A 13,157-nucleotide genomic window follows, 5' to 3' on the forward strand; every position below is an offset into this window, starting at 1 on the left:
TAAGTCAGAATATTCAAAAAGGATTACATTACATTTAAAGAGGTGGAATTATGTCACAATACCAATTGGGAATCGATATTGGAGGAACATTTACAGATTTAGTTCTTTATGACAAAAGCGGAGGAAGTTATAAAACCGAGAAAATTTTAACCACACCGAAAAACCTTGCGGATGGTGTACTGGAAGGAATGCAAAACCTGGTGGGTGATTTTAAAACCATTGATTATTTCGTCCACGGAACAACCGCGGGACTAAATGCATTTCTTGAACGCAAAGGTTCGGACGTAGCGTTGATCGTTACAAAAGGATTTCGCGATGTGTATGAGATTGGACGCGCGAACAGACCGGATATGTACAGCATTAAATACCGGAAGCCTGAACCTCTAGTGAAACGTCGAAACATTTTTGAGGTGGAGGAGAGAGTGTTGGCCGATGGGTCAGTAGAAACAGCCATCGACGAAGCTCAATTGAATGAAGTCCTTGATCGGATCGTGCAAAAAGGGTTCAATTCCGTTTCAGTAAGTCTGCTGCATGCATACAAAAATCCTGATCATGAAATCGCCATACGTGAGGTGATTAAAAACCGAGCACCGCAGCTGTCCGTTTCCCTCTCTCATGAAATTGCCCGAGAGTGGCGGGAATACGAACGCACGAGCACGACCGTGATCAACGGTTATGTCGCACCTATCGTAGAAAACTATCTTTCAAGTTTGGAAGAGAGAACAGAGTCTGCGGGCTTGGTTGGAGACCTGTATATCATGCAGTCGAATGGAGGAGTCATGACTTCCAGGGTAGCAAAACAGATGCCGATCCAGACACTTTTATCTGGACCCGTCGGGGGGGCAGTAGGAAGCATAACGCTTGGAAATCTAACACAATATAAAAACTTAATTTGTGTAGATATGGGAGGCACCAGTTTTGATGTCAGCCTTGTAATTGATGGAGAACCGGATGTCACATCAGAGACATCATTGGAAGGATTCCCTATCCTTACACCAATGGTTAATATTCATACAATCGGGGCTGGAGGCGGTTCTATTGCCTGGATTGAGGGAGGCGGACTCAGGGTAGGGCCAAAAAGCGCGGGATCTGATCCAGGGCCTGCTTGCTATGGAAAGGGCGGAACTCAAGCGACCGTAACAGATGCAAACCTTGTTCTTGGCCGTCTTATTGAAGACGGTTTTCTTGGAGGCAATATGATCTTGGACAAGGATGCGGCCTTCAAAGCGGTTAAAGAAATTGCAGACCGCCTAGGCTTAGGTGTCCTTGAAACAGCTGAAGGCATTTGTGATATTGCCAATGCAAAAATGGCGGACGCAATCCGTACCCTTACGGTGTCAAAGGGAATTGATCCACGTGATTTTGCCCTAGTAGCGTTTGGGGGGGCTGGCCCGATGCACGCAGTACTAATAGCCGATCTTCTTGGTATCCAGAAAATCCTTGTTCCTTCTGTCGCGGGAACATTCTCTGCATGGGGCATGCTTCAAACCGACATCCGGCATGATGCCGTTCGCACATTTGTATCGGCATTGCAGGATGAGGACATGACAAAAATCGATGCACTTTATCAAGAAATGGAAGAGGAAACGAAGACGATTCTATCCCAGCAAAGGGTGAAGAAAGAAAATATGTCTCTGCAGCGTAGTATCGATCTTCGGTATATGGGCCAGGAGTATACGGTCAACGTTCCATTTCAATCAGATAATGGTCGGGTAATGGACCTATTCCATCAGATGCATGGGAAGATTTATGGTCATAGCAATCAGGAAGGAGCAGTGGAAGCAGTAAACATCCGTATTACTGGATATGGAAAACTGGAAAAAAACGACGTTGAGGAATCGAATAACACCCCGAAAACAGCCACAGACGTGATCCCGAAAACAAACAAACAGGTGATTTGGAATGGTACCGAAATAAATACACCTGTTCTCATGTCTGAACATCTACAGTATGGGCATCGGTTCTATGGACCTGCCATTATAGAAGATCCAAGTACAACTACTGTTGTACCATATGGTTACCGCGTTGAAGTAGACCGTTTAGGGAATCTTGAAATTACAAAGGAGGAACGATAAGCGTGGCAACGAAAACCAAAATAGAGACCCATACGTTTCTAGAAAATCCCATTACAACGGAAATCATTCGAAATGCTCTATCATCGGCTGCAGAGGAAATGAACGCGAGTCTCGCAAGAAGCTCTTTTTCTCCGATTATTTACGAAATGAAAGACTGCAGTGTTGGCATTTTCAACCGCCACGCTGAATTGCTTGGACAATCGGCTGGTCTTCCAATTTTTCTTGGGAACTTAGATGATTGCATTAAGATCAACACAAAATATATTGGCGGCGTGGATAGTTACAAACCTGGCGATGTTTATATCATGAATGATTCGTATTTAACAGGTACTCATCTTAACGATATTACGGTCATTTCACCGGTATTTTACGAAGAAGAACTGGTTGGTTTTACAGCGAACCGTGCCCATTGGCTTGACGTAGGCGGCCAGGATCCCGGGTTTTCCATGAATGCCACCGAAATATACCAGGAAGGAATACGTATTCCCCCTACAAAGATTTATGACGGCGGAGTGCCGTTAAAGGATATTATTAATCTCATCATTACAAACAGCAGATTTAGCGAAGCCGCATTAGGGGACCTTAATGCACAAATTGCTGCCTGTCGTACAGGTGAAAAAAGGTTTCATGAGATCATCGGTAGATTCAGCCTGGAAACAGTGACCCGTTCCATCATAGATATCTTCAAACAATCCGAGCTTTTAGACCGTGAAATGATCTCTCAAATAGCGGATGGTGTATATGAAGCGGAAGGCTGTTTGGATAATGATGGTGTGTCCAATGAACCCGTAAACGTTAAGGTGAAGGTTACTGTTGAAGGGGAGGATATTACCATTGACCTTACCGGCTCAAGTGAACAAGTGAGGGGCATGACGAACTGTGGACTTGCCCAAACGGTTTCCGCATGCCGTGTTGCTTTCAAAGAACTGATAAGCCCTGATGCCCCTGTAACTGGGGGGAATTTTAAGACGTTGAACGTTATAGTACCAAAAAGGACCATATTCAGTGCGGAACAGCCAGCAGCCTGTGTATTCTATTATTCCGCCTTAGGTCTTTTGATAGATTTGGTGGTCAAAGCATTATCGCCTTCCCTCAAGGAAAAGAGTGCAGGCGCCCATTATGGGGACTCCATGATCATAACCTTTGCTGGACATGATCCACGCAGGAATTCCCCATTTTTGAACGTAGAAGCGACAGCCGGCGGATGGGGAGGTTTTGCGGAAAATGATGGTCAATCAGGATTGATTAACAATGTGAACGGAGATTTTAAAAATCTGCCCATTGAAGTTCTCGAAGATAAGTATCCGTTTAAGGTTACTACCTACGGATTACGCCAGAATTCAGGTGGGCCGGGAAGGAATCGCGGTGGCCTCGGCATGCAGAGGGGCTATGAAGTACTGACGGATGAAGCAGATCTATACCTTTGGTTTGAGCGGTCTGCAACTCCAGCTTGGGGACTATTTGGAGGCGGTGAGGCAGCTAAGCCTGAGGTAATCATTTATGAGGGTAAGAACGAAGAAAAAGCGTTGAAAGCAAATGCGAAGCCGATGAAGTTCGGAAATAAGGTCATCGTGAAAACCGGGGGAGGCGGTGGATTCGGGGACCCGTTCGAGAGAGAGCCAAACAGAGTCCTTGAGGATGTAATGGATGGCTATATCAACCTTAATGCGGCTTTGGAGCAGTATGGTGTCGTTATTAATCCAGAGACGCTTTCTGTCGATGAAGAGGAAACAGCAAATTATCGGAGAAAAAATTGATTTTGGTGGTACTGATCTGAACCGCATTCTAATTATCAAAATGGAGAAAGTTTTCCTGCTACGTTAGGAAGATAAGTGTCCCAGACTTTAAAAAAGTTTGGGAGACTCTCCCTATTTGCAGTATTGGTAGGCATTCCGGATGGTCCGGACGTGAAGTGAACGTCGCATACAAATCAAATGGGCACCCTAAAAGGGAAAACCAAACTATAGTTACAAGTTTAGGTGAGTTGGTCTACTTGAGGGATTGGGAAGCGGTCAGGATGATTGAGGGGATAGCGAACTATTATGGAGCAGAACATACACGTAGCCATAGGGGAGACGAACCTATTACTGTGATGGCTCAAATCCTAGACCAGTTATTCACGGTTGGTGACCGGATTTGGTTAAATGGGACGGAACATATAAAAAAAAATTGAGATACTTGAATAATTGATAATAAAAATTTTTGAAGGAAATTCCACCTATACAAGAAATGATTATGGTAATATGGAAATACAAGTATTTTTAAAATTTTGAATATTCTGCAATATGAAAGGATGATTTTATGAAGAAGATTTTATTTATTAATCCACTTCACACAGATGTTTTTGATCAGGAGTTCAGGGAACAATTCAATCATTATAAAAGCCCGGATACAGTAGTGGATGTTGTATCCTTTGAAGCCGGAGCAGGTCCGATTCATCTAGAATATAGCTGTTATGAAGCAATGGTCATTCCTGAATTAATCCGGACTGTAAAGAAGGCAGAAGAAGACGGTTATGATGCAGCCATCATCGGCTGTTTTTATGACCCAGCTCTAAGAGCATGCCGTGAGGTGGCAAATAAAATGGTAATCACAGCGCCTGCAGAAGCTGCTTTACATCTTGCGACTACTCTGGGTGAAAATTTTTCAATTCTTGTTGGCAGAAAAAAATGGATTCCGGAAATGAAAGAAAATGTGTATAAATACGGATTTGGGCATAAATTATCATCTTTTAAGTCACTTGAGTTAGGTGTGCATGACTTCCAGAAGGATCCTGCGGAAACAAAAAGAAGAATCAGAGAAGCTGCCGTGGAAGCGATTGAAAAAGATGGAGCAGATGTCATTGTTTTAGGGTGTACCGGTGAGTTCGGTTTTTTTGAAACACTGCAGGATGAATTGGGTGTACCTGTGATCGACGCAAGTCTTTCTCCATTTAAATATGCTGAGTTTTTGGTAGAACTCAAACAGAAGTTAGCTTGGACCCACAGCAAGAAAGTAGGGTACCAGTCACCTCCAGCGGATGAAGTAAAAGATTTTAAGCTATTCAATATTCCTTTAAGCAAAATATAAAAAATAATAAGAGTTAGTTCGGAGGAGAGGTTATGGTGCAAAATGTAGCTAAAGCTAAAACAGAAAACAAGGCGGTCGAAATTGGCTCCTATTTTCAAACGATGCCATTTACTAAAACCCACAGGAAAATAGGGATTGCATTGTTCATGGCTTTCGTGATTGAAGCCTGGGAAATGATGATTATCATCATGCTAAGTGGATCGATTGCAGCGGAGTTTAACCTGACTCCGGTTCAAGTTGGTTCACTCATTGGCTCCATCTTCTTAGGGATGATTCCCGGAACATATGTTGGAGGGATCATTGGAGATAAAATTGGCAGAAGGAAAACGATTATGTACAGCCTAATGCTTTATGGTTTGGTATCGCTTGCCAGTGCTTTTTCTCCGAATTACGAAACGCTGTACGCGCTTCGCATGTTATCAGGTTTTGCATTAGGGGGTGTACTTGCCTGTATCTTCCCTTATTATGAAGAAATGCTTCCTGTGATGACAAGAGGAAAAGCAGCTGTTTATTTATCTGCTGGCTGGCCAATAGGTACTTTGATTGCAGTTGGATTGACAAGTGGTTTAATGAACCTTCATGGTATCTGGGGAGGTTGGAGGGCTGTCTTATTGGTAAGCTCTCTAGCAGGCTTATGGGCATTTGTGATTGCGAGAATTCCTGAATCCCCTTATTGGTTGGCAGGAAAAGGAAGGACGGCTGAGGCCAAGAACATTCTTGAGCAAATTAGTGAAGGACACACAAAAGTGCCTGAAGACACACAACTGGCTGTCTATCAGGTAAAACAGGGAAGCTTCTTTGAGATTTTCAAAGGTGCTATGTTCAAAACAACAGCCTTGCAAACCATCGTAAACTTTGCTTTTTCCTTTGGATATTGGGGGCTATACACATGGATACCTACACTCCTTCAGCAAAAAGGGTTATCTATGGGTCAAAGCATGAGTTTTGTAGCCTTGTCAGCCGTTGCCCAGATCCCAGGCTATCTGGTCTCCGCTCAGCTTACAAGTAAATTTGGCCGCAAAAAGGTCATGTTTAGCTTCGTATTATTTGCGGCAATTTTCGGCTTTGCCTTTGCTTACTCCCAAAATATCACGCAGCTTTATATCCTTAACTTTTTGCTAGCATTCTTTAGCTTAGGTGCCTGGGGAGTTTGGAATACATGGTTCGGTGAAATCTACCCAACCAATGTACGAGGTGTTGGATATAGCTGGGGAGTTGCTGGTCAGCGCTGGGCAAATACGGTAGCTCCGTCCCTAATCGGTTTTGTTATCAGTTTAGGATGGGCTTTTGGAGCAACCGTATCATTTATACAGATATTCATGGTAATCACTCTGATTACGATTCTATTTATCAAGGAAACTGAAGGTGAAATCTTGCATTAATATTCATTGGAACTGGATGACATAGTCATTGCTCAGTTAGGAATTATAGATATTCTAAAAGTGCCCGTTGCCACCTCCGGAACGGGCGTTATTTGTTAAATTGATTGAAACTCTAAATGCGTTAACCAAATACATAAATAATAATATTATTATTTATGTTTATACAAATGTATATTTAAAATATTTGTCATGTCATTCCAACTTCCCAACCTTTATTAAAAAAGGACCTGATGATTTAATTACCCATACGAATGAATTCCGCAAAGCTGCAGGTTCTAAACTAGGAGAACATGCATTATTAACGGGTGCAAAGGCCCTCGCCCTAACGGGTATCATTTGCCTACGGAGAAGGCTTATTGGCAAAGATTTAAGCGGAATTTCGACAAATTGAAAAATAAACTTTATGTCATGTATGTTAAATTGGAAACTAAAGCTAGTATATTATACGGGTGAAATGGCTGCTTCGGCAGCTTTTTGCTAACCATAAACCCTAGGAGCAGAGCAAAATAAGTGAAGCTGGACGTAACAACCCAGAATTAGGATTAATCTCCCATGAGTGCTACCCATCAAGGGTGCGACAGCCGGTGGTGCACCATGGTCGTTGTATTCAGACTAACCGATGGGCTCTAGGCACCATAGTTCAAAGACCTTCTTCTCAGCATTAAACAGTTTAGTTTGCACAACCTGTTTTCATTCTCTGTGGTGAATCGCTGATATATGCGATTCATGGATGGCTAATGGGGCAGGTTAGTGGAACAAGAATTGTTAATTGAGTATGTTCTCAAGCGTTATTTTGGTATATTTAATCGATTTTGGATACAATAATCTCGGTAATCCTGAAGGATACCAATCTTGCTTTTAAGGAGTGAATGTATATGCCATATATTCAATTTGATGGACCTGTTTTATCCAAAGAGAAAAAAGCTGAATTAGTTGAAAAATTCACCAAGGTTTCTCAAGAGGTACTAAATATGCCTGAACAGGCATTTACAGTAATAATAAGAGAGAATGACTCTGACAATGTTGGTGTAGGTGGAAAACTACTTTCAGAACACCAAAAATAAAATTAAACCTTAGGGAGAGAGGCGGCTGAAACGTTAGCCGCCTCCTCTTAATTTAAGCACTCAGTTTCCCAACATTTTTCTTCATATTATTAGCGATGGAATTATCACTTAAGCCATCGTACATCGCCATGCCTGTCCACGTTATCGAAATAATGTTCCACTGTTAAGGCCCGCACTTTTGATTCAATCCCCTGCCACCTTCACAGGGCAATATTCATTGTGAGAAAAAACTACCGCTTTGATTAAATCACTTTTGCTTTTCGTTTCCCGCACTCGTACATCCATTCCCAAATCATTTACCTCTAAATCCTCTAAATTAATGGCAACAAGTTCTAACCGTCTACTTGCCAATACAAAAGTAAAATCGCCTTGTCCTGGATTCCATCCAATGTAGAAGTATCAATCTTACCAATTAATTCCGGAAGTACCGACCGCATTAACGCGGGGCTTTAATTGTTGTCGGGAGCCTTTTTATCGTTTTTTCCCTCCATTAAAGCCTGGACTACGGAGGTCCTAGTCGGACTGAGGTATCGTTGAAATCGATGTGCTTGGCTGATGGAGGAGAGGTGTCTTCTTATCGTCGCAAACATATGAGTTAACGCAATTTCGGAAATATAGAGACAAATCGTGCCAGGGTCTGGCGGAAGAGGGGAGCACTTGTTCACTTTGGACCACTGTATAAAATGTTACCAGTCGGAGGAGTAGCTTTTGGGGAAAGATTTTTGTCTCAAAAAAAGGCATCATCTACTACTATTCGTATCATTTATGGTGAAATGATACTACAAATCAATATCTTTCTAACAGGGATAGCAAAGTAATAAAATCATAGATAGTTTAATATTTTTAGTTAGTGGAAGATATACATAAGTACAGATAAAGGAGGATTACATAATGGACATACAAAAAGGAAAAAACTCTTTTTTTATTGGAAATGATGAAAATAATCCAACGGCTGAAGTTCATTTCGAAAAAGGAGAGGGAAATGAATTAGTGGTTGATCATACTTTTGTCTCTGAAGATCTTAGAGGCCAGGGGGTAGGAGAGAAGCTATTTCAGCATGTTGTAGAGTATGCACGTGAAAATCAACATAAAATCATTCCGCTTTGTTCATTTGCAAGGAAACAATTTGAGTCTCATAGTGAATACCAGGACCTGCTGGCACAATAATTTCTTCAATGAGAATATACACCTGAAGTCTGGTTTTCGGTACCAGACTTCTTTTTAATGGTCTCTTTAAGAAATTGGAAAAGGAATCTACTTATTTCAGGAGAATTGTCTGTAGGTGGAATTGAGTAAGCATAAAACAAGATTAGGAAGTGTTTAAATTGAATAATAAAATATCCCTCATACGCTCACAGAATTTAGCTTCAGTAGATTATGCCTACGCCAGCCGGATTCCTTCAGGCATGGACGTATTTTTTTTAGCGGGGGCATGCCCGTTAAATAGAGAAGGCCAGGTAGAATATATAGGAGAGTACTCGCTTCAGGCCAAGCTTTGTGTGGATAATTTAAGGGAAGCGTTAAAAGAGTGTGCTGCCACATTAGAAAACGTTGCTTATACAAGAGTTCTGGTAGCCTCAAGTAATCGCTCTGATTTAGTAACAGCCTGGGAGGCAATTCGAAAAGAATTCGGGGATCATGATGTTCCAAGCACCTTATCAGGAGTTACCGTCTTGGGATATCCCAATCAGCTGGTGGAGATCGAAGCAGTTGCGGCAGTAGAAAAAATAAGTAATATAATAAAATTGTGAAATACAATATCATCTTTCCCTTATCTATAAAAACAAAGAGCACTGTCAGCCAGTGCTCTTTGTTGTATTATTTTACCTTTCGACGTCAAAGCCTGCTTCTTTCCAAGCGCTTGTTCCGCCTTCAATGAACGCTACGTCTTCAAAGCCCATTTGTTTTAGAACATAGGCACCTAGAGCTGCCTGGCCGCCTGCTCCGCAAGTTACGATCACAGGGCGGGTTCTGTCCTGAAGTTTTTCATCACGAAGATTTTCCGGTACCAGCTGATCAGCCCTGATCGGCAGCATTCCAAGAGAAATGTTGACACTGCTTGGAATAAGACCGCATGCACCTGCATCCGCTGCATCCTGAACATCGATCACCAAAGTGTTCGGATTGCTGTTGATTTTTTCTCTTGCTTCCTGTGAGGAAATGCCCTTCACATTATCTCGTGCTTCTGTAACCATATCTTTAAAAGTTTTTGCCATGACTCATACTCCTTTGTTATGTAAGATTTTCTATATTATATCTTTTAGGGGATGTGAAAGTCTAATTTTTGGATCGTTTGTACGTTTATTTAAAAGTATGGTGAGATTACCTAACCAGTTCATGGATAACATTTTCGATTCAAAAGATAATGTTGCTAACAAAAGATATAAAGACATTTTAAAGACCCTTACATGGAGGTGGAATTCTAAAAATAGATAGGTGTCCAATGAGATCGGTAGGTCTAAAGCTCTGCACAGATAGGCGGCAAATGATATTGCAGCCAATTTACAGGAGGAATAAGGAGGAATATGAATGGGTGCTAAAACAATGGAAAATAAAGATGTTTTGATGTTCAAGGATCCTTCCTTATACAATGAGGACCTGGCGCCGGTCGCTAAGGAAAAGAGAAATTGGAATTGGCTGAACTATACAACGGTCTGGATGGGAATGGTCCATAATATTGTGGCTTATGAAACGGCCGGAAGTCTGCTTGGCTTAGGGATGAATGTCTGGCAGGCATTAGCGACCGTCATTACAGCCAATATCATCCTTATTGTGGTCATGTGGCTGAACAGTTCCGCAGGTGCCAAGTATGGAGTGCCCTTTCCTGTTTTAATACGTGCTTCTTTCGGTTATAAAGGGGCGCAGCTGCCCATTATTATCAGAGCCATTGTGGCGATCTTCTGGTTTGCGGTACAGGCCTATTTAGGCAGTAAAGCTGTGGGTGCGGTACTGGGTACATTGATACCAGGCTGGGACAGTCTTTCTTCCATTCATATTATCGGTATGGGATTGAATGATGCTTTGGCGGTCGCTCTATTCTGGATTTTACATGCCTGGGTGATCTCTCATGGGATGGAAAGAGTTAAATTCTTTGAACTTTGGGCCGGCCCGCTGGTAATTGTTCTAGGCTTAGGGCTGGTTATTTGGGCGATTACTGTATCTAAGGGATTAGGGCCATTATTCGCTGAACCATCCACATTAACGGGCGGGGCATTTTGGACAGCATTTGGGGTTTCGGTCACTGGATTAATTGGAACCTGGGCTACCTTGATTTTGAACATCCCCGATTTTACCAGATTTGCCCGCTCACAAAAGGATCAAGTGATCGGCCAGGCAATAGGGCTGCCAGGAACGGCCATTATCTTTGCTGTTATGAGTATCATTACAACCTCCGGAACGGTTATTGCTTTTGGAAGGCCGATTTGGGATCCTGTTGAACTGCTTCAGCAATTCGGTAACCCGATCGTATTATTCCTGGGAGCATTCGCGCTCTTAATCGCTACCTTGTCTGTCAATGTGGCAGCTAATGTAGTTTCACCAGCTTATGATCTAGTAAATCTGTTCCCTAAAAAACTGAATTTCGTAAAAGCAGGGTTGATTTCAATTGTGGCGGCATTTTTTGTTGCACCATGGCTATGGTATAACAACTCAGACACGATTTTTAATGTCCTTGGAGCGATCGGAGGGGCACTTGGACCGGTTGGCGGTATTATGATTGCGGATTATTACCTGGTGGCACGGGGAAAATATGATTTAAACAGTTTCTATAGAAAAGATGGTCTATATGAGTATAAAAACGGCTGGAATATAAAGGCGCTGGCAGCACTCGCCTTAGGGCTGATCGCTTCCTTTATCGGCCTGATGGTCCCTTCATTAAAGGGGCTGTACACGTATTCATGGTTCTTCGGAATCGGCTTTGGCTTTATTACTTATGTATTATTAATGAAATCAGAAAGAATGCCTGAATCCAGTACGGAAAATATAGAAACAACAGCATTGTAATGGGATTTGCCACCAAGAACACCACAGTCTAAAACTGTGGTGTTTTTTAATGGGGCTTATATGATGCTTCCTCCTAGCTGTCACCCTCCAGCCGCGTAGCTAACGAACTGCCTGCACCAAAAGTCCTGTTTTTTCCAAACTATGTCAGAATGTCTCACGAACTTATGGAATCCGTTTTATTTTCGGTTTATAAAATTAATTAAAGACCTATTAAAGACAAAGGATAAGGAGGTGAAATCATCAGCTTAAACATGCTTGTGATCGGTCCCAAGCCACTGGTAGAAGAAATTTGTGAAATCGCCCAGGAATTTCAGGAACTTGAACTAAAAACGCTCATCTATCAAACTGTCGAAGAATCTGCCGCATTAATCGACCATCATACAGAACCAGCAGATATTTATATGTTTGCCGGACCAACTCCTTACCATATTTCAAAAGGAACTATCCCTCATGACAGTCTTGCCTATTATGTACCCTTTGAAGGGTCAGATATATATAGGGTTTTACTGAACATCTATAAACATTACAACCATTTCCCAGACATCAGCTTTGATATTGTCGAAGCAAATGATTTAAAAGAGATTTATGAAGAAATGAATATCACTAATAAGACCTATTATTTAAAGTCCAGCACCTTAGAAATGGAGCGGAGCGGGGCCTTATTGGATTATCACATCACTCTATTAAAAGATAATAAAATCCAGGTCATCGCCACTACGATCAATTCGGTATATGAAGGGCTGAAGGAAATTCAGGCACCTGTGTTTTTAATCAATCATACAAAGGCCACGATCCGCCATACCCTGCGTAAAGCGGTTTTAAAAGGTTATGAGCGAAAAAAAGAGGAAGCCCAAATTACAGCCCTGCGCTTTCAAATTATGAATATAGCAGGAAAAGAGTCTCTGCTCCAGGAATTTACGGCCATAAAGGAAAGCATACAAGCCTATGGAAACCGGTTTTTTTCAAGCTCTGTGCTGATGGAGGAAAACACCATTACTCTTTATACAACCTACGGAGTGTTAGACCGAGTAACGAGAAAGAAAAAAGATTTTACGTTTTTACAGCAATTGAATGATTCATTTTCCATCGGGATCAACCTGGGAATCGGCATCGGCAGTACAGCGGAAAGTGCTTCATACAATGCGAAGAATGCATTGGAGTTTGCCTCACGAAAGACGGATGGCGGGTGCTGCTTTTTAATTGATGAACAAAAAAGGATTCACGGACCATTAGGAACACGTCAATCCATGGAGTATAACCTTTTAAATCATGACAATCATTATCGTTCGCTAAGTCTCCGTAAGTTTTATGCGTGGTTATCCATGATGCAAAAAAAGAAGCTTACAACCAGAGAAGTGGGCATTGGGATGAATACAACGGAGCGGCATGCAGCCAGAATCTTAAAAAACTTAAGCGAAGAAAAGATTGCAGCCATCATCGGAAAGGAATTGATTCATCAGAAAGGACGGCCGCGCCTAGTCTATGAAATCAATATAGAAAAACTGGCCCATTATGTGAATGAAAAGAAGGAAGAACCATTCGTTTAGCAGGAAAAAGGAGGAGCA

Annotated in this window: 12 protein-coding genes; 10 read left to right on the plus strand and 2 right to left on the minus strand. The window is 42.0% G+C overall.

Going from position 1 to position 13,157, the window contains the following annotated elements; genetic code table 11:
• Positions 1 to 50: 50 nt before the first annotated feature.
• The 6 genes from H539_RS0124165 (at position 51) to dmpI (ending at position 7,590) form a co-directional block, all read left to right on the plus strand.
• On the plus strand, positions 51 to 2,075 hold the full coding sequence (locus H539_RS0124165; RefSeq protein WP_026695654.1) for a hydantoinase/oxoprolinase family protein: 2,025 nt from the start codon (positions 51 to 53) through the stop codon (positions 2,073 to 2,075).
• A 2-nt stretch (positions 2,076 to 2,077) separates the two neighbouring features.
• On the plus strand, positions 2,078 to 3,832 hold the full coding sequence (locus tag H539_RS0124170; RefSeq protein WP_245602253.1) for a hydantoinase B/oxoprolinase family protein: 1,755 nt from the start codon (positions 2,078 to 2,080) through the stop codon (positions 3,830 to 3,832).
• A gap of 122 nt (positions 3,833 to 3,954) precedes the next feature.
• Entirely contained in the window at positions 3,955 to 4,248 is a 294-nt protein-coding gene (locus H539_RS29645; protein ID WP_245602262.1) for a DUF3830 family protein, read from the plus strand.
• Between the two features lie 128 nt (positions 4,249 to 4,376).
• Positions 4,377 to 5,144 (plus strand): aspartate/glutamate racemase family protein, encoded by a 768-nt coding sequence (locus tag H539_RS0124180; protein WP_026695656.1) that lies wholly within the window; start codon positions 4,377 to 4,379, stop codon positions 5,142 to 5,144.
• Positions 5,145 to 5,176: 32 nt separating this feature from the next.
• Positions 5,177 to 6,526, plus strand: coding sequence for an MFS transporter (locus H539_RS0124185; RefSeq protein ID WP_035324022.1), 1,350 nt, complete (start codon positions 5,177 to 5,179; stop codon positions 6,524 to 6,526).
• Between the two features lie 875 nt (positions 6,527 to 7,401).
• The gene (gene dmpI / locus H539_RS0124195; protein WP_026695659.1) at positions 7,402 to 7,590 is read left to right on the plus strand and encodes a 4-oxalocrotonate tautomerase DmpI; all 189 of its coding nucleotides are present in this window, start codon (positions 7,402 to 7,404) and stop codon (positions 7,588 to 7,590) included.
• Between the two features lie 183 nt (positions 7,591 to 7,773).
• Here the strand turns inward: dmpI and H539_RS31820 are convergent, their stop codons facing one another.
• Positions 7,774 to 7,941, minus strand: coding sequence for a site-specific integrase (locus tag H539_RS31820; protein WP_155890241.1), 168 nt, complete (start codon positions 7,939 to 7,941; stop codon positions 7,774 to 7,776).
• Between the two features lie 540 nt (positions 7,942 to 8,481).
• Between H539_RS31820 and H539_RS0124200 the strand changes: the two genes are divergently transcribed.
• Together H539_RS0124200 and H539_RS0124205 are read left to right on the plus strand one after the other, a co-directional pair.
• The gene (locus H539_RS0124200; protein ID WP_026695660.1) at positions 8,482 to 8,757 is read left to right on the plus strand and encodes a GNAT family N-acetyltransferase; all 276 of its coding nucleotides are present in this window, start codon (positions 8,482 to 8,484) and stop codon (positions 8,755 to 8,757) included.
• 158 nt (positions 8,758 to 8,915) lie between these two features.
• Positions 8,916 to 9,341 (plus strand): RidA family protein, encoded by a 426-nt coding sequence (locus tag H539_RS0124205; RefSeq protein WP_026695661.1) that lies wholly within the window; start codon positions 8,916 to 8,918, stop codon positions 9,339 to 9,341.
• Positions 9,342 to 9,413: 72 nt separating this feature from the next.
• Here the strand turns inward: H539_RS0124205 and H539_RS0124210 are convergent, their stop codons facing one another.
• On the minus strand, positions 9,414 to 9,806 hold the full coding sequence (locus H539_RS0124210; RefSeq protein ID WP_026695662.1) for a rhodanese-like domain-containing protein: 393 nt from the start codon (positions 9,804 to 9,806) through the stop codon (positions 9,414 to 9,416).
• 313 nt (positions 9,807 to 10,119) lie between these two features.
• Between H539_RS0124210 and H539_RS29650 the strand changes: the two genes are divergently transcribed.
• Both H539_RS29650 and H539_RS0124220 read left to right on the plus strand, forming a co-directional pair.
• A complete protein-coding gene (locus tag H539_RS29650) occupies positions 10,120 to 11,592 on the plus strand; it encodes an NCS1 family nucleobase:cation symporter-1 (protein WP_245602254.1) in 1,473 nt (490 codons plus the stop codon).
• A 251-nt stretch (positions 11,593 to 11,843) separates the two neighbouring features.
• Entirely contained in the window at positions 11,844 to 13,139 is a 1,296-nt protein-coding gene (locus tag H539_RS0124220; protein ID WP_026695663.1) for a hypothetical protein, read from the plus strand.
• Positions 13,140 to 13,157 lie beyond the last annotated feature (18 nt).

The sequence above is a fragment of the Peribacillus kribbensis DSM 17871 genome (assembly GCF_000430765.1).
GTDB classification, from domain to species: domain Bacteria; phylum Bacillota; class Bacilli; order Bacillales; family DSM-1321; genus Paraperibacillus; species Paraperibacillus kribbensis.